The organism is Amycolatopsis sp. SB7-3 (assembly GCF_041021335.1).
Classification (GTDB): Bacteria; Actinomycetota; Actinomycetes; order Mycobacteriales; family Pseudonocardiaceae; genus Amycolatopsis; species Amycolatopsis japonica.
This window is the reverse complement of the sequence record NZ_JBFPJQ010000005.1, coordinates 28,922-49,713: the sequence shown is the minus strand read 5'-3', so window position 1 is coordinate 49,713 and position 20,792 is coordinate 28,922. Positions and strand designations below refer to the sequence as shown.

The 20,792-nt window shown below is 66.9% G+C and carries 12 protein-coding genes and 2 pseudogenes; 5 read left to right on the top strand and 9 right to left on the bottom strand.

The annotated features are described in order from the left end of the window. Positions 1-9 precede the first annotated feature (9 nt). The 3 genes from AB8M46_RS30630 to AB8M46_RS30620 are packed head-to-tail and all read right to left on the bottom strand — an operon-like array spanning position 10 to position 3,632. Positions 10-1,527, bottom strand: coding sequence for an FAD-dependent monooxygenase (locus AB8M46_RS30630; protein ID WP_394362461.1), 1,518 nt, complete (start codon positions 1,525-1,527; stop codon positions 10-12). A gap of 21 nt (positions 1,528-1,548) precedes the next feature. Further along, positions 1,549-2,445, bottom strand: coding sequence for an RNA polymerase sigma factor SigJ (gene sigJ, locus AB8M46_RS30625; RefSeq protein ID WP_037345024.1), 897 nt, complete (start codon positions 2,443-2,445; stop codon positions 1,549-1,551). After that, complete coding sequence (locus AB8M46_RS30620; RefSeq protein WP_394362460.1) at positions 2,442-3,632, bottom strand: NAD(P)/FAD-dependent oxidoreductase; 1,191 nt, start codon at positions 3,630-3,632, stop codon at positions 2,442-2,444. The genes sigJ and AB8M46_RS30620 overlap by 4 nt, the downstream gene beginning before the upstream one ends. A 724-nt stretch (positions 3,633-4,356) precedes the next feature. Between AB8M46_RS30620 and AB8M46_RS30615 the strand changes: the two are divergent. Next, positions 4,357-4,545 (top strand): annotated as a pseudogene (locus AB8M46_RS30615) (hypothetical protein); the annotation flags it as partial. On the opposite strand, the gene AB8M46_RS30610 reads toward AB8M46_RS30615, so the two are convergent. Together AB8M46_RS30610 and AB8M46_RS30605 are read right to left on the bottom strand one after the other, a co-directional pair. Then, positions 4,521-4,745: a hypothetical protein gene (locus AB8M46_RS30610; RefSeq protein WP_394362725.1), complete on the bottom strand. Its 225-nt coding sequence runs from the start codon at positions 4,743-4,745 to the stop codon at positions 4,521-4,523. The pseudogene AB8M46_RS30615 and the gene AB8M46_RS30610 sit on opposite strands and share 25 nt — an antisense overlap. A 13-nt stretch (positions 4,746-4,758) precedes the next feature. After that, positions 4,759-5,559, bottom strand: a complete 801-nt coding sequence (locus AB8M46_RS30605) for a hypothetical protein (protein ID WP_394362459.1) — start codon at positions 5,557-5,559, stop codon at positions 4,759-4,761. 142 nt (positions 5,560-5,701) lie between these two features. On the opposite strand from AB8M46_RS30605, the gene AB8M46_RS30600 reads away from it, so the two are divergent. Further along, positions 5,702-6,640, top strand: coding sequence for a helix-turn-helix domain-containing protein (locus AB8M46_RS30600; protein ID WP_394362458.1), 939 nt, complete (start codon positions 5,702-5,704; stop codon positions 6,638-6,640). 261 nt (positions 6,641-6,901) lie between these two features. Here the strand turns inward: AB8M46_RS30600 and AB8M46_RS30595 are convergent, their stop codons facing one another. The 3 genes and pseudogenes from AB8M46_RS30595 to AB8M46_RS30585 all read right to left on the bottom strand — a co-directional run. Next, the gene (locus AB8M46_RS30595) at positions 6,902-7,723 is read right to left on the bottom strand and encodes a tetratricopeptide repeat protein (RefSeq protein ID WP_394362457.1); all 822 of its coding nucleotides are present in this window, start codon (positions 7,721-7,723) and stop codon (positions 6,902-6,904) included. Between the two features lie 250 nt (positions 7,724-7,973). Continuing rightward, positions 7,974-8,678, bottom strand: a complete 705-nt coding sequence (locus tag AB8M46_RS30590) for a hypothetical protein (protein ID WP_378421105.1) — start codon at positions 8,676-8,678, stop codon at positions 7,974-7,976. Between the two features lie 50 nt (positions 8,679-8,728). Continuing rightward, positions 8,729-9,178: pseudogene (locus AB8M46_RS30585) on the bottom strand (cupin domain-containing protein); the annotation flags it as partial. On the opposite strand from AB8M46_RS30585, the gene AB8M46_RS30580 reads away from it, so the two are divergent. From AB8M46_RS30580 to AB8M46_RS30570, 3 genes are all read left to right on the top strand, one after another. Next, on the top strand, positions 9,177-9,875 hold the full coding sequence (locus AB8M46_RS30580; RefSeq protein ID WP_394362456.1) for an alpha/beta hydrolase: 699 nt from the start codon (positions 9,177-9,179) through the stop codon (positions 9,873-9,875). The pseudogene AB8M46_RS30585 and the gene AB8M46_RS30580 overlap by 2 nt on opposite strands. A gap of 303 nt (positions 9,876-10,178) precedes the next feature. Beyond that, entirely contained in the window at positions 10,179-11,165 is a 987-nt protein-coding gene (locus AB8M46_RS30575) for a hypothetical protein (protein ID WP_394362455.1), read from the top strand. An 11-nt stretch (positions 11,166-11,176) separates the two neighbouring features. Further along, entirely contained in the window at positions 11,177-14,854 is a 3,678-nt protein-coding gene (locus AB8M46_RS30570; protein ID WP_394362454.1) for a CARDB domain-containing protein, read from the top strand. A 154-nt stretch (positions 14,855-15,008) separates the two neighbouring features. On the opposite strand, the gene AB8M46_RS30565 is transcribed toward AB8M46_RS30570, so the two are convergent. Continuing rightward, positions 15,009-20,786 (bottom strand): RHS repeat-associated core domain-containing protein, encoded by a 5,778-nt coding sequence (locus tag AB8M46_RS30565; RefSeq protein WP_394362453.1) that lies wholly within the window; start codon positions 20,784-20,786, stop codon positions 15,009-15,011. Positions 20,787-20,792 lie beyond the last annotated feature (6 nt).

The following is a 20,792-nucleotide window of genomic DNA, read 5'->3' as shown; positions in this document are numbered from 1 at the left end:
GAAGGCTTCTCACCGGTCACGTGCTGGGACTTCGTTGTCGTTCGAGTTTGCCTTTCGTTCTCCTTGGACGTCCGGATCGGCGGGGCCAAGCCACGTGGTGAGGGCGGTCCGGAGGCCGTTCAGATCTGGCCGTTGGCCGGTGCGGGTGAGCCAGGCGACGTGTCCGTCGGGACGGATGAGCACGGCGTCCGCGCCGAGATCGGAGCCCTGGGCTGGTCGGGTGCGGATGAGATCGGCGCGGCCCGCCCAGCCGGTCACGACGGCGCCGAGTGACCGGAGACCACCGAGATCCAGCAGAACAGCGCGGGCGCGGTGCAGAAGCTCGTAGACACGGCCGTCTACGAGGTCGAGATCCGGCATCCGCCTGCCGAGGAGGTCGTCCGTCCCGACCGTCGGATACTTGATGTCGGTCGCCGTGATCATTCCGGCAAGGCGCAGCCGTACCTCGTCGATGTCGATGAGATCGCCCAGCACTTCGCACAGAGCGGAGGTGTGCGCGTCCACCCGATGGAGTGCGGTCTGGGCCCGGGTGTTCCGCAGGACCCGGGCGGCGACCGGGTGGCGTTCGGCCTGATAGGTGTCGAGCAACAGGCCCGCGGCCTGGCCGCGGACGACGGCGGCGAGCTTCCAGCCGAGGTTGACCGCGTCCTGGACACCGGTGTTCAGGCCCTGACCGCCTGCCGGGAAGTGGATGTGCGCGGCGTCGCCGGCGAGGAGAACCCGGCCCTCGCGATAACGGTCGGCCTGGCGCGCCGCGTCGCCGAACCGGGAAAGCCAGCGCGGCGAGTGCATCCCGTAGTCCGTGCCGGCGATCTTGGCCAAGGCCGTGCGGAGGGTCTCCAGGGTCACCGGCTCGTCCCGGCCCGCGACGTGATCGAAGTCGTTGGTCAGCACCCGATACCGGTCCGGGCCTGATGCCAGCACCGAGAAGCTCCCGTTTTCGCGCCGTTCCTGGAAGATGTCGTCCACCGGCGGCTCTGCCAGCTCGACGTCGCCGAGCAGAGCGGTCATCGTGGCCGGGGTGCCCGGGAACTCGATGCCCGAGAGCCTGCGCACGGTGCTGCGCCCGCCGTCGCAGCCGACGAGATAGTCCGCCCGGACGCGTGATTCGTCCGCGAGCTCCACGGTGACACCTGTGTCGTCCTGGGTGAACCCCGCGACCTCGGCGCCGCGGCGCAGCCGTACCCCGGCCTCCACCGCGCGCTCCGCCAGCAGCCGTTCCACTTCGGACTGCGCGATGACGAGAACGTACGGATACCGCGTCGCCGCATCGGACACGTCGAGCGGATCGGCGGCGAAGCGCACGGCCTGCCTCCGCTGTCCGCGCTCGAGAAACCGGTCGAGGAGGCCCCGCTGATCGAGCGTCTCCATCGTGCGGATGTGCAGCCCGCCGGCCCGCGATTCCACCGTCCGACGCTCCGGGAGACGCTCGAGCACGAGCACCTCGACCCCGGCGAGCCGCAACTCGCACGCGAGCATCAGCCCCGTCGGCCCCGCCCCGGCGATCACTACCTGCGTGTCGGTCACGGTCAACTCCTTGGTCATCATTTACCGGCTGATCTGACGCGGATCCGTCACCGCGAGGAGTTTGTCCGGGTTGCGAATGGCGTAGAAGTGGGTGATCTTCCCGTCGGTGGTTTCGACCAGGAAGACACCCTCGGGCTGGTCGCCGCGGTAGGAGATCAACGCGGGTGTGTTGTTGCAGTTGACCATCTCGATCCGCAGGTCCGCCGTCCGCCGCTCGGGGCGGAAGAGGTCCATGACGAGTGCGGCGACCTTCTCCGCACCCACGATCGGCCGGCGCGCCGCGATGGTTTTGCCGCCGCTGTCAGCGGTCCAGGTGGCTTCCGGCGCGAGCAGCGAGAGCAGCTCTTCCAGGTTTCCGGTGGCCGCGGCGGTCATGAACTTCTCGGTGATCCGCGCGGTGGTCACGGCGTCGGCGGGTGCGAAGCGCTTGCGCCGCGCCTGTACGTGCTCGCGGGCCCGGTGCGCCACCTGGCGCACCGCCGCCACCGATTTGCCCACCGCCGCGGCGATGTCGTCGTGGTTGAAGCCGAACACCTCACGCAGCACGAACACCGCGCGCTCGTCCGGAGTAAGGGTTTCCAGCAGCACGAGCATCGCCATCGACACCGACTCGGCGAGCACCGCGTCGGCCGACGGGTCGGTGTCGTCGAGCAGCAGCGGCTCGGGCAGCCAAGGGCCGATGTAGTCCTCGCGACGGCGCGTGTTCGCCCGCACCGTGTTGAGCGCCTGCCGGGTCACCAACCGGGCCAGATACGACTTGGTGTCCCGCACCGTCGCCAGATCCACCTCGGCCCACCGCAGATAGCCGTCCTGCAGCACGTCGTCGGACTCGGTCGCCGAGCCGAGTATCTCGTAGACGATCGTGAACAGCAGCGGGCGAAGGTGGGTGAACCGCTCGGCGTGTTCGTCGGTGGTCACAGCGACGCGACTCCCTGTGCGGTGGTGATCTGCCTGCCGGGGCGAGGGCCGCCCCTGGGCCAGCCCATGGCGCCCGGCTCGCGAGCCTCCCGGCGAATCCTTTTCGACACCACGAACCTGCAGGTCATTTCCTTGATCAACGCGCCAATGCGGCCGCCGATGTAGAGGTTCACCGTACTGTCGTCCTTCCGGGCGAGCTGCCGGATGCCGGCGTGGCGGCCGAGGCTGACGCACGCGCCGGTGAAGGCCAGGTCGATCAACGCCGGTTCGGTGCCCGCGATACGGCTCAGCACGGTGTCGGCGGCCTGTGCCCCGAGCGGCCCGGCGGCATAACCGCTCATCCGCAACGGCCGGCCCGACGGTGCGGCGGCGTCGCCCGCCGCGACGACGCGGTCGTCGTCGACGCTTGTCAGCGTTTCGTCGGTGAGCAGCCGCCCTAGATCGTCGGTGCTCAACCCGCTGACACGGGCCAGCTCGGGCACACCGAACCCTGCCGTCCAGACGGTCAACGCACTCGCACGGACCGCACCGCCGGCCAGGACGACCGCGTCCGGCCGGACCTCGGTCACCACGTCGGCCTCGAGCACGGTGACACCGTGCCGGCTCATCCACCTGGCGACCGACCGGCGACCCGGCGCGCTCAGATAAGGCGCCAGGGCTCGGCCGCACACCAGCGTGACCGGGCGTCCTCGCTCGGCCAGTTCCGCGGCCGTCTCGATGCCGGTCAATCCACCGCCGACCACCGTGATCGGCGCGGCGGGCGGCAATTCGTCCAGCCTGGCGCGCAGCCGCTGCGCGTCCTCGAACTCGGCGACGGGCACACCGAACTCGACGGCGCCGGGCACCGCCGACGGTGTCGCCGCGGTGCTGCCGACCGCGTAGATGACGTAGTCGTAGGCCAATCCGCCACCCGAGGCCAACTCCACGGTGCGTGTGGCGGTGTCGATGCGTGCGACGCTGTCGACGACCAACTCGATGTTCTCGCCGAGCAGCGTGCCGTAGTCGATCGTCGCATCGCCGCTGCGTGCCGCGAACTGGTGCAGCCGGATCCGCTCGACGAACTCCGGGCGGGGATTGATCAGCGTGATGTCGATGTCGGCGCGCATCCGCAGACGGTTGGCCGCGAGCGTTCCGGCGTAACCACCACCGATGACCACGACCTTGTGACGTGTCTTGTGTTCAGGCATGCCTCCCAAGACACCGCGGACCACCGAAAACGTGACACGACCCGCCGTGACCCGCGTCACCGCGCGATAGGACGGGCTCGGTGTTCGCGTGCCCCTGCCGGGTCGCCGGTGACCAGACCGACGGCGACGGTTTTCCACGCAAGGCCAACAGAACCGTTTCGGATTCATCGACATCGTGCGTATCGGTAAAGGGTTTGTTCCGACCGTCACGATCAAGCTCCCGGCAGACAAACTGCCGGAGATTTGCGAGATTCCTGTGGTGCCCCCGGACAGACTCCTCCGGGATGCACTGCGGTGCCCACCCTATCCGCCGAAACGGAATGGCACGTGCGGGATGCACATCGATCGACAAGAAGCCGCTGGTCATCAGTGCCCTCGTACCACTGATCATGCAGTGCCGGAGTTGACGTCTCGGACGTGACGACCGGACCCTCAACCCCCTGAGCAGTGGAGAATGGCGGGCAACACCGCCCTGTACAACATGGACATGAAAATCAGCTCTGGCTCGTCCGCGTTGGTCCGAGCGGTAGCTGCCCCCACGACCGACGCGGGCGCCGGCCGACAACTCGCCCTCGGAATGCTCATTGGATCGTCGAGATCGACCTCGCACTCCCCCGCGACCGCTGGCGAACCCTGTTGAACGGGGGCGACACGGATGTTGATGATCTTGGCGTGAGGGAGGGCCTCCGGGTTCGGTGTGGATTGCGACATCTGCACCGGCTACCTGGAGGCCCTCACGACTCACGCTAACGCACCGTTGACTCCTGCGGGCAGGCTGCGGCTGGCCCGCTGTGTCGTGGATAAGGACTGGCCGTTGCGGCGGGCCGCGGAACGGTTCCAGGTCGCGGTGTCCACGTCCTGCGCCGGCGGGGCCGCTAGCCGAAGTGCCTACAGATACCAGAAACGCCATCCGTCACTGGCATGAGTGCAGGGGCCGACTTGGGTGAACATCCCCATGGCGTTCTGCGCGGCAGCGCAAGTGCCGTAGTCCGGGTAGGGACCGGCGATGGAGGTGACACCCGTGTCATCGGCGGCGCTCACCGCCCCTGCGGGCGCTGTCACCGCGATGGCGGCGACAGCGATCCCGATGGCCAAACGCTGGAACATCCTCATGGTCTTCCCATTTCTATTGGGCGATCAATTCGCCGGCCTGGTGACGTGGTGCTGATTCGGCCGCAGGGTCATGTTCCGGCCGGAGCAGGATGGTCGGTTCCTTCACGCCTGCCTTCGCCGCCTGCGGCGGGAACACCGGGAGCGTGGCGGTCCAGGTTCGGAGAAGGTCGTCGATCGTGACGTAACAGGCTTTGCTGCCCAGCAACCCGACATGGACGCCGATCGCGTAGACCCCATGCTCGTTGTGCGCGAAGACGGGCGCACCGCTGTCGCCGTTCTTGCTCGGGTACGAACCGCAGGCGTAACGACGGCCGTCCTGGTCGAGCCACCATCCCGAGAACGTCGTGCCGTAGATAAGACCGCTGGTCACACCTTGCATCGCCAGTCCGTTGCCGGCGTTGATCGCGTAGCCGTCGCCGAACTTGCCGACCGTCAGCCCGATCCCCGGAATTTCTTGCCAGCCATCGACACCGGCGTCCGGGCGAATGACGGCCGAGTCCACATTGTTCCGCCAAGTGTGCTCCGCGAACCCGAACCGACTCGTCAGACCGTAGACGATGTCGCCGACGTTGAAACAATGACCTGCGGTGAGGAAGTAAGGGATGTTCAAACTCGATCGGATTCCCCAACCACCTGTGCAGTTCGGCATACTCGTGCTCAGCATCATCGGATGTGATGGTTTGTAGTAGTAGACGGCCGCCTGCGCCGCGGAAGGCGCGATAACGGTCGATGTCAGCGCCCCCGCGAGCGCGGCGATCAACGCGACCGCACGAAAACCTGTTCTCGATCTCGACCGTCGGAATCCCAGGCGCATGACTTCCTCCCAGATCGTCTTTCCCAGCAGTGGTACACGAGGTCGCCGAGACTAACTCGCGATCCGATGCGCTGGCTTGGAAAAATGTCACCGCCGAGACCTCCACACCGCAGGAAAACCTGGCAGAATCGAGCTTCGGCTGATGTCGATCAACGACATGCTCCGGGGGGGCGGAACCGTGACGCGGGATGCTTCGACGATCGGCGGCGAATACTGGAGGACGCGGACACCCGCACCTCGATTGAGGCGCTGGGTCAGCTTCTACCTGGCGTTTCGACGGGTCGCACCCGTCCCCGAGGTACGCACGGTGGCCGCGGTGAACTCGATCGTCGTGATCATCGACCTCGACCCGCCGAACCGGCGGCGGCTCACCGGCACCTCACAGGTGACGCTGTCCCCGGTGACGGGTCTGTCCAGCCAGCCCTTGAGCTATGAAAGAACCGGGACCGAGCGCGCCATTGTCATCGAACTGACCCCACTGGGAGCCCGCGCTTTACTCGGCCTGCCGTTGCGGGAAATCGCCGACACAAGCGTGGGATTCGACGACCTTCTCGGCCACCGGGCCTGTGACCTTACCGAAGAACTGCAACTCGCAAGCGACACGGATCATCGTTTTCGGATTCTGGACCGGCGCCTGTCCGGCTGGCTGCTCGACGAACCGCAGCTCACCAAGGCGCTCGACATGAGCTGGCGTCATCTGACCGTGCGGGACGAAGGCGTCAGAATCCATGACCTGGCGGATAGGACGGGCCTGAGTCGGCAACACCTGTCGAAGGTCTTCCACCGGGAAATCGGGCTACCTCCGAAAATCGTCGGCCGGATTGCCCGCTGCCACCGTGCGATCCGGCTCCTGACAGGCCGGAACCCGCCTTCGCTGGCCACCCTCGCGAACCTGTGCGGCTACACCGACCACGCGCATCTCGACCGGGACTTCCGTCTGCTGATCGGCACCACCCCGACCGCGCTCCTGCGACCACACAACACCACTGACCTCTACCTCGGCAGTCTGATCAGCATGCGTCCCACACCACCGACGGGCACCAAGCTTGAACTGGGATTCCCGCTCTCCTGGCGAGGGTGATCTCGGGCTGCATCCTGCTGTGGAGGCGGCCTTGCCTCCGTGGCCGGTAGCGGCGACGTGGATGAGGTCGCGGGTAATGCGGCGGTCGGCTTCGAGCTCGGTGAAGGGAAAGCCGGTGGCCACTCGTACATCGGACGCCGCAGGCGTGATCCGGTTCGACTTCCGCTCTTTACCGAGGAAACGGCGCTTCACCACAGGAAGCGCCGTAATCCCGCGGTTCGGAAAGCCGAGTCGATCCGGCTCGGCATTCCACCGGGGCGTTCAGCCGCGGTTCAGTTCGTCCAAGAGATCTCGAGCGGCGAGATCGCCCCAGGTCAACCCGCGCTCGAGAACGGCACGGGCTTCGCTGACGCGCCCTTGGCTGAGGAGGAGTTCCCCTAAGGCCGAACTCCAACCCTCCTCATCATGATTGAAACCCTCCCAGAATTCTTCCTCGGCGGCCGCGACTTCCTTCCGGTGATGCCAGAGGAAGCGGGCATACCGCTGATGAATCCTCGGCGCGTTCAGTTCGATCGCCTGCCTGAACAGGCTTTCAGCCTCACCTAGGCGGCCGAGACGGGCATAGACGGCGGCGAGAGGCGCGTAAACACCCGGAACTTCCGGGCCAAGGTATCTTTCACCGACTTCAGCCGCAGCTGCCAGATCATCGAGATCTTCCGAATACAGGACGACAAGATTTCCAGGTGCGAGTACGTCGCCGAGATCGGCGGACCGCACCAAGACGTCTCGTGCCTCGTCGAACCGTTCCTCGTCTTGAAGAAAAACGGCGAAGTCGTTGAGCGCTTCGACATCGCCGTTCGCAATGGCGTTCCGGTAAGCCTTTTCGGCCGCTTTCGCTTCCCCGAGCTCGGCGGCCAACGACCCGAGCAGACTGTACAGATCAACCCGTCCGGCCTTGATCGCACGCTTGAGCACCTTGAGAGCTTCACGTGGTCGCTCGGTACCAAGCAGGGCGTAGGCGAGTTCCCGAGGAGCTTCGGGCTCCCCCGCGAGAAGTGCTTCACGAAGGGTGCGCACGGCCTCCTCGTGCCGGTCTTCGTGCCGCAGCTCCACACCGCGAGACGTCAGATCGTGCTTGCTCATGCTGATCACCAAGCTCATTCTCACAGGTACGGCTCTGCTCCATGGAGCCTAGCCCGACGGACTGCCCAGTGCCGATTGCCCGGCCAGGGGTGGGATGCACAGGGTTTCGCGCGTCCCACCCCAGGGCCGGTCCTATCGCCAGCCGAACGCCATCTTCGGCGGATTTCTCCGTTTGTTCGGGTGCAGCGGGATTTTCCTGCGCCCGCCGTGATTGGCAGCTCCCTGATGCTTGTCACGAGATGATTTGCTTTTACTGGTCTCGTGCGGCTTTCGTCCTTGCTGGTTCAAGGGCAGCTTCTTCTTTTTGGCGAATGCCATTTTCAGTCGGCCGACCGAGGCGCGGGCCTTGCTCGGCGTCCTCGACGTTGCCGGTGCGAAGGTAGGCATCGACGGCGTACGGGACGACTTCACCCGACCACGTCCAAATCTGCTTGGCCCGCAACAGTTCCACGGCACGGCTGGCGTAGCTGCGGGCCTGGTCGACCGTGTCGCCGGGCAGCAGCATGCGTACCAGCGCACCAGCGGCGGCGATAGCGACCGGCGAGATGGCGTTGCGGGTGTCGCCGAGCCCAGCTTCCTGCAGGTGTCTTCGGGCTTCTCCCCGGTTTCCCTGGGCGATGGCGTACCACCCTTTGACCAGTTTGAGTTCGCTGACGACCGGGTGCAGGCCAGGGTATGCCCGCTCAAGCCGGTCCGCGCGTTCGTCGATGCCATCCCATTGACCGGCGGCCCAATCAAGGCGGATCCGGGTTGCTTCGGCAGTCCCGACCACGAACGGGACACCCGCACCAGTGGCCAGATCCAGCCCGACGCGCAGCTGGTCATGCGCCGCGGGGAGGTCACCGACCCACGAGAAGCCGTCGGCGAGATTGCAGTACGCCCTGGCGCGCGGCCGATGCCGGGATCCATCACCGCGACGAGCCAGCCGGTCCGGTCGGGTGTGGCCGCGGCCCACGCACGAAGGACCTGGATGAACAGCAGGTCCAGGATCCGCGACACCATGGCGGCACCCCCGGGCCGAGGGTCGGTGACTTCGAGCGCGAGGAGCTGGTGGCTGATCTCGTGCCATTGCCGTCGTTCGCCGGCCGAAGCGGGCAGGACGAGCATGGGCGGCAGTGACGCAAGCAGGTGGTCGGCGAGGCTGGCGTCGAACGTGAGGGTTCCGGTCATCCAGCGTGCCCCCTCGCCCGGGACATGGAGGCTGTGCGGATCGCCGTGCGGCAGCAGCACCAGGGCGCCTTGGTGGAGGACGCTCGCACCGCGGCCGGGCACGGTGACGTGGACCTTCCCGTGGTCGACCAGGTGCAGGACACACGGCCCGCCGGACACCGTGACTGTTTGCCCGTGGCCCAGCGAAGTACGGGACAGCTGGTCTCCCCGTAGCCCGATCGTGGCGAGCACGTCGGACAGCACGTCAGGTCCGACCGCCTCCCGAACCGAGGAGCCACGAGTCATGTCCGACAAACCCGCCATCGTTCTGGTCCACGGCTTCTGGGGCGGCGCCGCCCACTGGGAGAAAGTCATCCTCGAGCTGGCCCGGAGAGGCTACGACTCCCTGCACGCGGTGGAGAACCCGCTCACCTCGCTCGCCGACGACGCCGAGCGGACCCGCAAAATGGTCAAGCAGATCGACGGCCCCGTGGTGCTGGTCGGGCACTCCTACGGCGGCGCCGTCATCACCGAAACCGGCGATCTGCCCAACGTGTCAGGTCTGGTCTACATCGCCGCGTTCGCCCCGGACGCCGGGGAAAGCCCCGGCCAGATCAGTCAGGAGCACCCGCCCGCCGCGTTCGACAACATCGCCCCCGACTCCGACGGCTACCTGTGGATCAAACCGGAGAAGTTCCGGGAGAGCTTCGCGCAGGACCTGACCGAAGACGAGGCCCTGGTCATGGCCGTCACGCAGAAGGCACCGCTGGGATCGACCTTCGGCGACACCGTGACGAGCCCGGCCTGGAAGGCCAAACCGTCGTGGTACCAGGTGTCCACCGCCGACCGCATGATCCACCCGGACAACGAACGCCGCATGGCCGAACGGATGAACCCTCGGCGGATCATCGAACTCGACGCCGGCCACGCGTCGCTCGCGTCACAACCCGGTCCGGTCACCGACCTCATCGACACCACCGTCCGAGATCTCGCCGACGCCTGACCTCGAGGACTGGCTCCGAGCCGTGCATCGCCGCGCAATGGCCCGGGCGCGAACGCGACAGCAGAATGAGCCGAGCGCCGATCAGAGGCTTACCGACATGCACAATAGGATGCGCGGGCGCCGGTGGTCCTGGCGGAGGGAACGGGACGTGCCGGCAAGTGCTTTGTCACGACACGTGCCGTGCGACTAACCCGGGCGGGGCAGGTGACTCGACACGTTCAGGTGGTAGCCCGCGGTTCGAGTTGAGTGTCGAGGTGCCGCTTGTAGCGTCAGGCTGAGTCGGCTCTCCTCGGGAGGCTCCTCATGGTCGTCGCACAGCGTCGGCGCCGTGCCTTGAATTCGGTGTCGCGCCGGGCACTGACGTTCGGCATGGTGGTCGCCGTCATCCTCACCGGCCTCACGCCGGCGGGTGTCGCGCAAGCCGCCACGTGGCCGGTGCAAGGAGAGAACGACCCGTCGACCTTCGACTGCGATCATCTGTACTACAGCAATTTCCGGTCCGGCATGCAGTTCCGTTCCGATGCCGAAGGCGATGCCGAGATCCAGAACACGGTGATCAGCAAGCGGACGGGCGCGGGCCCGCCGGACTACTGGTCGACGAACATGGCGCTGGGCAAGGATCCGGACTCTGGCCGGGTCGCCGCCTTCTATTCGAGTTACACCACCGGGAACCTCACTCTGTACAAGCACGTCTCCGGGACGAACACCGTCACCGACGAGATCGCGGGCGGTCAGCCCCGCCGGTTGCCCGCCGGGGTGAACTGGGGCGGGCTCGGCGCCGATCCCGCTCGTGGGGCGCTCTACGGCGCGCAGAACGGTGGAGCACCGGTGCTGTTCGCGATGGACCTCGCCAGCGGTGACACCAAGACGTATTCCCGCGGTTCGACGCTGAAGCCCGTTCCGGCGAACGATCCCGTGTTCGCCGGCGGAACGCTCGTCCCCGACCTGTTCGTCGACGACAACGGAGGCGTGTACTACGGGATCGTCTACGGCGGACAGAGCTACGTCTACCGCTTCGACCCGGACACCGGCGAGACCACCCAAGCGGTGAAGGTCACCGGGCCCGGATCGTCGAACGGATTCTCCAACTACGGCATGGCCTACCTCAACGGTTCGATCTATCTCGGCTACTACGGCGGCGCCTTGTACAAGGTCGATCCCCGTACCGGCGTCTCGGTGCAGGTTCCCGGCGGCAACGCCCAGACCAACCAGGTCGGCGGATCACTTCCGAATCCGGCGGCTCCTGGCCGATCACGGACCTGGCCAGCTGTTCGATCGCGCCGGATCTGACGAAACGGCTCGTGGTCACCAAAAAGGCGGACAAGACGAGCGCCAAACCGGGCGACAAGGTCACCTACACCGTCACCGTCGCCAATGAGGGAACGGCGCCGGCGCCGGGCACCGTCGTCTCCGACGACCTGTCCGGCGTGGTCGACGACGCGGCCTACAACGGCGACGCGAAGGCTGTTTCCGGCGGCGCCGAACTGGCGGAACCCACCTATTCGCCCACCGACGAACGGTTGACGTGGACCGGCGACCTCTCCCCCGGCGCGACGGTGACGATCACCTACTCGGTGACCGTCGGCTCGCCGCCGGGCGGGGACAAGACGCTCGACAACGTCGTGACCGTCCCCGGCAGCAACTGCGCGGCACCCGCGGCGGAATGCGCGGTGCGCGTCCCGGTGGCGACGTTGAAGATCGTCAAAAGCTCCACGCCGGAGAAACCCATGCCCGGCCAGAAAGTCACCTATACCGTCAAGCTCACCAACGACGGCACCGCCGACTGGACGGACGCCACGGCTGTCGACGATCTGTCCGATGTGGTCGATGACGCGACCTACGGCCGGGATGCCACCGCGACCACCGGCACCGTGGCCTACACCGAGGCCGACACGACCTTGCGGTGGTCCGGTGCCGTCGCCAAGGGCGGCACGGTCACGATCACGTATTCGGTGACCGTCGCGGACCCGCCACGCGGGAACAAGCGGCTGACCAACGTCGTCGTCGGCCCGGACGGTTCCTCGTGTCCCGAAGACGGCACCGATCCCGACTGCGGGACGGACGAGCCGGTCAGCGGTCTGGTGATCACGAAGTCCGCGGCGCCGGCCTCGGCCAAACCCGGCGACGTCGTGACCTACACCCTCACGGCGCGCACCCTGGACGGCTCGGCCGCGAGCGCCGTCACCCTGACCGACGATCTCTCCGGCGTCGTCGACGACGCCACGTACAACGGTGACGCCGCCGCATCGGTCGGCGGGAGCCCCACTCCGAACCAGCCCGCCTACGACAGCTCGACCACGACCCTGCGCTGGACCGGCGACGTACCGGCCGGGCAGACCGTCACGATCACCTACTCGGTGAAGGTCGGTTCGCCACCGGGCGGGGACAAGGTGCTGCGCAACGCTGTCACCGGGCCCGAGGGCTCGACGTGTCCACCGGCGAGCACGGACCCGGCCTGCCGCACGGTGACCCCGATCGGTGTCCTGTCGATCTCGAAGACGACGAACCCGGACTCCGCGATGCCGGGCGAGAAGGTCACCTACACGGTGAAGGTGACCAACACCGGCACCGCCGCCTATCCGGGTGCTTCGTTCACCGACGACCTGAGTGGTGTCCTCGACGACGCCACCTGGAACGGCGACGCCACCGCCACCTCCGGCGTCACGACGTTCGACGATCCGGGCCGGAAGCTCGATTGGACGGGCGAAGTCGCCGCGGGTGGCGCAGTGACGGTCACCTACTCGGTCACCGTGGGCAAACCGCCCGCCGGGGACCGACGCCTGACCAACACCGTCGTCGGCCCGGAGGGCTCCACCTGCCCGCCCGGCGCGGTGGTTCCGGACTGCTCGACCGAAACCCCGCTCGGCTCGTTCGTCTTGTCCAAGACCGCCGCCCCGGCCACCGCGAAGCCCGGCGACGTCGTCACCTACACCGTGACCGCGAGCAACCCCGGCACCGGTCCCTACCGCGGCGCCCGGTTCACCGACGATCTGAGCGGCGTCCTCGACGACGCGACCTACAACCGGGACGCGCGGGCCGACACGGGCACGGTCGACTACTCGGCGCCGCGGCTGACCTGGGCGGCGGACCTGCCCGCGGGTGCCACCGTCACCGTGACCTACTCGGTGACGGTGAACAAACCACCCACCGGCGACCGGGCCCTGCGCAACTCCGTGACCGGCACCGAGGACTCGACCTGCCCGCCCGGAACGACGGCCCAAGAGTGTTCCGAGGTCACCCCGCTCGCCGCATTGCGGATCGTCAAGTCCGCCGTCCCGGCCGCTCCCCGCGCCGGCGACCGAGCCACCTACACGGTGCGCGTCCAGAACACCGGGACCGCCGCCTATCCGGACGCCCGGTTCACCGACGACCTGACCGGCGTCCTCGACGACGCGAGCTACAACGACGACGCGACATCGACGGGCGGAACCACCGGCTACGCGGCGCCGGTGGTGACCTGGACCGGGGACGTCGCTGCCGGGGCCACCGTCACGATCACCTACTCCGTGACCGTGAACCGCCCGCCCGATGGGGACAAGAAGCTGGCCAACACCGTCACCGGTACGCCGGACGGCAACTGCCCGCCGAACTCGGCCGACCCGGACTGCGGGACGGTCACGCCACTGCCCGCGCTGAAGATCCGCAAGACGGCCACCCCGGCCGAGGTCAAGACCGGCGACACGGTCACCTACACCGTCACCGTCGAAAACATCGGTGCGGCAACGGACCCCGCGGCGTCGTTCACCGACGACCTCACCGATGTGCTCGACGACGCCACCTACAACGGGGACGCGAAGGCGGATACGGGCACGATCACCTTCACACCACTGACGCTGACCTGGACCGGTTCGCTGGCTCCTGGCGCGAAAGCCACCGTCACCTACACCGTCGTCGTAACCAACAAGGGCGACAAGCGCCTGGTCAATGTGGTCACCGGAGCGGGCTCGAACTGCGAGGACGGCTCCGAAGACCCCGACTGCCGCAACGAACTGCCCACCCCCGCACTCCGGATCACGAAATCCGCGGCCCCGGCCACCGTGGCACCGGGAGGCAAGGTCACCTACACCGTCGTCGTCCGCAACACCGGGCAGGCGCCCTATCGCGGCGCGTCCATCACCGACGACCTGACCAAGGTCCTCGACGACGCCACCTACAACGACGACGCCGTCGCCGATCTCGGCACCATCGCCTACACCCGGCCGCGGCTCACCTGGACCGGCACGATCGCGCCCGGCGCGGCGGCGACCATCACCTATTCGGTGACCGCCACGAAACCCGCACGCGGAAACCATCTCCTGGACAACACCGTCATCGGCGGCGACGAGACCAACTGCCCGCCCGCCGGCACGGATCCCGCCTGCGGAACCCGAACGCCGGTGCTGTCGATGACCGTCGCCAAGACGGCGTCGCCGTCGAGGGATGTCGCCCCTCGCGGCGAAGTCACCTACACCCTCACCATCACCAACACCGGCGCCGCCACCTACGACGACGCCACCGTGACCGACGACCTGTCCGGCGTTCTCGGTGCCGCCACCTACAACGACAACGCGAAAGCCACGAGCGGATCCGTCGCTGTCGCCGGGAAAACGCTTCGCTGGCACGGAAAACTCGCCGTCGGCCAGAAGATCGTCGTGACGTACTCGGTCACCACCAACCCCGATTCAGGCGGAACCAGGCTGCGCAACACCGTCACCACAACCTCTCCCGGTGGCAACTGCCTGACCCCGGCCGAGCCCGGCTGCTCGACCGAAACCCCCATCACCGCCGGAGAGCCGCCGACACCTCCGACACCACAGCCCGGCGACCCGACGCCGCCACCGATCCCGCCTGGCGACCACACACCGCCGACGAGCCCGCCCGGCACCGGGCCGCTGGCCTCGACCGGTTCGCACACCAGCGAACTGCTCGCGTTGGCACTCGCCGCCCTACTCGCCGGAGCCTGGATGCTGCTCTTCGGCCGCCGCCGGATCCGTCGCTGAACAGCGGACCGGATCTGCTTGTGGAGTAGTTGGCTCGGTGACCAGGCCGCGTGCAGTTCTCCGGAGCCTAGAAGTGATCGGCCAGGCCGAAGGCATCGTCATGAGCTGTCAGCACAGCAACGCTGAAGATGCCTTCGCCCCGCTCCGTAAGACCTCACCAACTGAACTCGACCCCCGTGTTCCAGAGAGCGCCTCCGACACCCACCGAATTGCCGGCTTCGATCGCGGGAACCGGGTCTATGGTTCCCTGATCATCGATGTCGAAGGAGGCGGACGCTCCGAATCCGATGGGCCCGAGCGACCCGCCGGTCTCGACGAACGCGGCTTTGCCACCCAATTGACTTACCCGCTTGTTGTCGAACGATCGCGTGGAACTGGCGTTCACGCCCACGCCTATGCCGATGCCGACCTTGAAGGACCAGACCGTCCTCTTGTTGCCCTGATCGTCTGTCATGGTGCAGCGCTTGAACCCTACGACGACGATCGCTTGGGCATCGATCCCGACACACGAACCGCTGGATCCTTGGGCGACTTCCCTCTTGCGCTTCCGTTCCTTCTCCTCGTACTCGGCGAGGGCGGCCTTCTCTCGTTCCAGCCGCTGGATCTCGCGGTACGCCTCCTCGCCCGAAAGGCAAGTCCCGGTCAGCAAGCGGTAGTCGTCACACACCGAGTACCTCACCGATGGGCCGCACTCGACTATCCGAGAACCCGGCCCCGCCCACGGGCAAGGCGAAGTGTCGGTCGTGATGTTGACAGGGTTCCGGAGCGTGGTGCCGAAACGCCTCGGGTCGTCTCTGCGGTTCTTGGCGTCATTGGACTTCTTGCTCTTCTCCCGCAACGAGTCCTGCGAAGGCGGCGGGGGAACGTTGTGCCTGACCTGCTCCGGGCCAGGGCAGCATCGCGCGACCTCGTCGTCCATTCTGCATCCGACTCCGTCGGGGCCGCTGCACGGCGACAACCCTGTCGGGTCGCTGAGGGTGACCGGGCTGCCGTTGGCGTACCCGTAGCCCTGCATCTGCTGTGGATCGGACGGGTCCATGATCGGGTCGACGGACAGGAACCTTCCGGTGGAGGTGTCGTACTCGCGGGCGCCCAGGTGAGTCAGCCCGGTCGAGGCATCCCGCGTTCCTCCCACGAAACCGCGTTCGCCCGGCCATGTGCCGGAATCGCCCCGAGGTGAGCCGAAGGGATCCTGGCGCCGTTTGGACACTGTCGCGGACTTGGTGTCGATGGAGACCTGGGCCGTGCCTTGGTGATCACTGGCCAGCCAGTGCAACGCGTTGCCGTCGTGCATCGCGATGGTCTTGTCGCCGTGCGTGTAATAGCGGCTGACAACGGGTTTCGTGGCCCCCACAGGCAGGCGGATCTCCTGCTTCCCCAGATAGAGCGTGGTTCCAGCGGGATCCTTGCGCAGCAATCGGGAGCCGCCGGGGGTGTAGATGAACGACGTCGTCCCGCCATTGGCCGTCATCGAGACGAGGTGGCCTTCGCCGTCCCAGACCATGGATTGATCGAGGCCGGGCTTCGTTCGCTTCGTGGTTTGGCCTTTGGCGTCGTATTCGAAGGTCTCTGTACCTGCCGGGTCGCTGACCGAACGCAACGCATGAGGCTGTGCCTGCGGATTTTCCGTGTAGGCATAGGCACGACCGGCGGACGTGGTGGGACCGCGTTCGGTCTCTCCCAACCGGTTCCCGCCCGGCGCGTAGCGATACGAGTTCCAGTACGCGGCCGGCCCCGGTGCAGCCGTGGGCTCCGCCGCGCAGCCGCCGCCGGCCGACCAGTCGCTCTGGGCCGCGGTCCACGCCTCCGTCAGTCTGCGCAAGCCGTCGTGCCGGAAGCACTGCACGTCCGCGGGAGATCCGATCGGTATGTCGGCCATCGACGTGATGTTGCCCGCCGGGTCGTAGGTGTACTGGACATCCGACTGGATCGGGTGCGGAACTTCCGCGTGCGTGACGAACCTGTTGGGACGACGGGTGCTCGAGTCGTAGTAGAACGACTGCCATGCGCGATTGCCGACCGTCCCGTGTTCGAGACGCTGCACTTCCCCATAACGGGTGTAGTGCGTTTCGAAGACGAGCTGGGTACCTGTACCGGTTTGAGTCGACACGAGATGCCCACTGTTGTCCATGAGATAACTGACGGTCTGCTCGAGTGAGGTCTCCGTCACGCCAGCCTCGGGAACCGGAGGATACGTTTCGCCGGTGAGCGTTCCGTCCTGCCCGTAGGACATGTTGGTCTGGTACGTGCCCGCCAGCTTGCCCTCTGCTGCCGGGATGGTGACCGAAGTGGACAGTGGATTGTTGAGCGCCGTGTATCCGTTCACCGCCGAGCTGTAGGCGTTTCCGGAGACATACCTGGTCGCGGATGCCGCCAGGCCCTTTCCGAACGGCGCCGTGTCGAAGGTCCACTCAGCCAGTTTCGGGCCGCCGGGACCGTCGGCGTGCAACGCGGTCTTGCGACCGAGCCCGTCGTAGACGGTCGCGAGAACCTTCCCGAGGACGTCCTTCGTACTGGTCATGCGGTCGAGGTCGTCGTAGGTCATGGTGACCGCGCCCGCGTCAGGATCGGTCGCCGTCGTCTTCCTCCCCCGCAAGTCGTAGCCGTAGGACCAAGTCGCGTTGTCCGGTCCGGTCACCTGCGCGAGCTTGCCCGCCGAGGTGTACCGGTAGCGGGTGACATCGTGACCGCCCTCCGGTTTGGGCCCGTGATACTGGCGAAGTTCGGTGGTACGGCCGCGGGCATCGGAGATGACCGTCGTCGCCGTCCCGCCGTCCGGGGGCGTGGTGTGCACACGATCACCGTCGTAGCCGGTGAAGGTCGACCACTTGTCAGCGGAGCCCGCCTGGTGGATCGTCTCCACGACCCGGCCGGCGCCATCGAACTTCTTCCTGGTCATGCCCGGCACTTCGGCGTCGGCGGCTCGCCAGAGACTCGTGTCGACCTGTCCGTCGTTGAAGTACGGATTCGTCTGCTTGTACGGCCTGCCATGGGAGTCGTACCGCGTGTCGGTGATCAGCCGACCCTGTTCGAACGGCATTTCCCTGCCGTTCTCCTCCCGCATCCCCACACCGGGTGTCTGGGTCTGCCGGAGGCGCAGCAGGCCGTCGTACACCTCGTTCTTCGTCACGTACACGCCGTTCGGGCCGATCTTCGAGGTGGTCACGACGGTCGCGTCGTCCCGCCGCACCAGATAGCCGAACTTGAAACTCCCTTCCGGGTTGTTCGCGCGTCGCCGGTTGGGTAGCCAGACCTGCGCCGTGCGACCCAACGCGTCGATGGCCGTCTCGGTCACGCGGCCGTTGGGATCGACCACCTTGACGGGCGCTCCGAACGCGGGTTCGAGCGTCTTCGTGGTCACCAGCCCCGCTGGGACCGCCACCGTCGGAGGACTCGTCGTGGTGATCTGCGTGACCGGGCCGCCGGTCACCGGGGTATGGGCGGTCTTGCTGACGTTGCCCAGCGCGTCGGTCGACTGTGTCACCCTGCCATGGGCGTCGTAGGCGAAGTCCCCGGTCTTCACGTAGACGGGTCCTGCCGCCGGTCGGTCTTTGGCCACTTCCGTCCGGTTCAGGTTTCCTTTGCCGTCGTAGCCGAAGATGGCGTCGGAAACCGCGTGCTCCGGGAAACGAGCGGTGGCGCCACACGCGACGGAGACGGTCTCCTCGCGTACTTTTCGGCGGAGATGCCAGGTGTTCTCGTCACGCGAGTAGGTCGCGGTCGTGCACAAATCGTCTTCCGCGGTAGCGATGTCCCCGAGGTTGTTGACCTGTACGGGCAGTCCGCGGTCGTCGTAGCCGGTGACGGTCTCCGTGGTTCGCCAGCCGCCCGCGGCGAGAGCCGTGAAGGTCCGTGCTCGGCCGGGCCGGACGAAGTAGGCGTGGTACTCGCCTCGGCTCGCCGTCGGCCCTCGCCAGTCCGGGTGGCTGACGGTCCTGCTGACCACCGGTGGGTTCGAAGCGGAATCGGAACCGTAGGTCGTCGTCTCGAAATTGAAGCTCCGCAACCAGTCTTCGTCCTTGCGGGTGCTCTGGCCATCGCCTGCGGAGTCGACGACCGATTCCGTACGCCTGCGGTTGTCGGGCAGCCGGTCCGCGTCCATTCCGCGGTAGTACCGCAACTCCGACATGGTTCTCGGACTGCGTCCCGGGTCTTGCGCCGGATCGGCGCCCGTCGTGATCCGCACGCGTTTGAAGCCGCGGAACTCGTTCCAGGTCTTCTTGTCATCCTTGACGAACTCGGAGGTGTTCCAGTGCCAGGCCGCTCCGTCCAGGTACTCGTACCGGGTGGTGTGTTCGGGGTTGGTGGCGATCATGTCGGTTCGCGTCACCGATGAGACGACATACTTGTGGAAGTAGTCCACCCGCGGCTCGTGCCCGGCGGGTGCCCACCTGACCGGGAAGCAGCGCATCTGGTTGGTCTCCGGATTGGCGGGCATCGCGACGCCCGCCTTGCAGTCCGGCGGCGCGTAGTCCACCGCGACCACACCCCCGTACTCGGAGATCACGCCGGTGATGCGGTACCGGTTGAGCGGGGCGTAGCCGTCCTTGCCACCGTCGACCCGGTTGGGCATCAGCGTTCCGTCGAAGGTGACCGGCGGCATGTCCAGGGAACCGCCTACCAGGCCGCTGTGCTTGATGCCCTTCAGCCACAAGACCGCGCTTTCCTTCTGTTCGATGTTGACGTCGCCCAGCCGCGGAAAGGTCTGATCCAGGGTCCAACGATCCACTGGCTCGTAGGACGAGCCGCGCCAGACCTTGGTCGTCACGGTGTCCAGACGCTGGGTCGTCCAGAAAGTGGGCGAGTGTTCGTTGCACGACGGACCGCCGCAGGACATCTTCAACGGTGTGTCGGGCCAGTTCCCGCGCTGATCCTCGGCACAGACGGAGCCGGCGACGCACCTTTTCGCGGTGGTGAACTCCACCCTGCCGGTCGCCGGGCCAGTGACGGATTTGTTGATCCCGTAGTCGATGCGCTCAAGGGTCCCGCCTCGGGTGTACGACCTCGCGACGTCCTTGGTGTTGAATCCGTAGGAGTTCGTTTCCGGCGCATAGTAGTAGCGGATCACGTTGCCGTTGCGGTCGACGACCTTGTCCAGGTTCCATCGCCAGGCCCGGTCGCAATGCGAGGTGTCGAACGTGGCTCCGTGGCACGGCTCGTTGACGTCGTCTCCGAAGACCGGGACGGTCCAGGTGGACTTCGAGTCCAGCTGCGAGCCGAACCAGTACTGGGTTCCGTCGACCGTGGTGATCACCCAGTGCTCGCCGAACTTGTCGCCGTTCGCGAGACCGGTCCGGCGTTCGATCCGTGCGCCGTCGTCATCCTTCGAACGCCACTTGCCGCCGCCGTCGCAGCAGACCAGCATGCCGCCTCCGTCGCCGTACATGGCCGTGGCGTTGTCACTGCGCCAGCACAGATCTCCTGTCTTGGCGTCGTCGTCGGCACAGGACCAATAGGACCGCTCGATGAAACCTGGCCACATACTCCAGCCGTCACCGATCCACGATGGCTGGTTGTTGGTCTCGCTGGTCGCGCCGTCGACGGCGGACGACTGATAAGAGAGCGCGACCTTGGGTTCGAAACCGCCCGGTGCCGGAGGTACCCGCATCGGGTAGGACCATGTGAAGTCACCGGTGTGGGTGTTGATGTCCCAGGTGGCGGTGGGCGACAACGGGGAGGCCGCGGGGCGGCCGGAGCCCGGCCGCTCCGAAACCGGTTGCTGGTTGTTCGCCAGTGCGCGCCGTGATGTCTGATCCGGCTCCCGGGTCCGCGGAGTCTCCTTGGTGACGGATACCGATGGCGCCGGCGGCGGTATCGACGGCTCGCTCGCCGCGGGCGCCCCGGACGCGGCGGGTGGCGTGACGGCCAGTACGGGAACCAATGACGCGAAGAGGACGACGACCAGTCCGCGAATCGTCCACTGTGATCTCACGCGGTG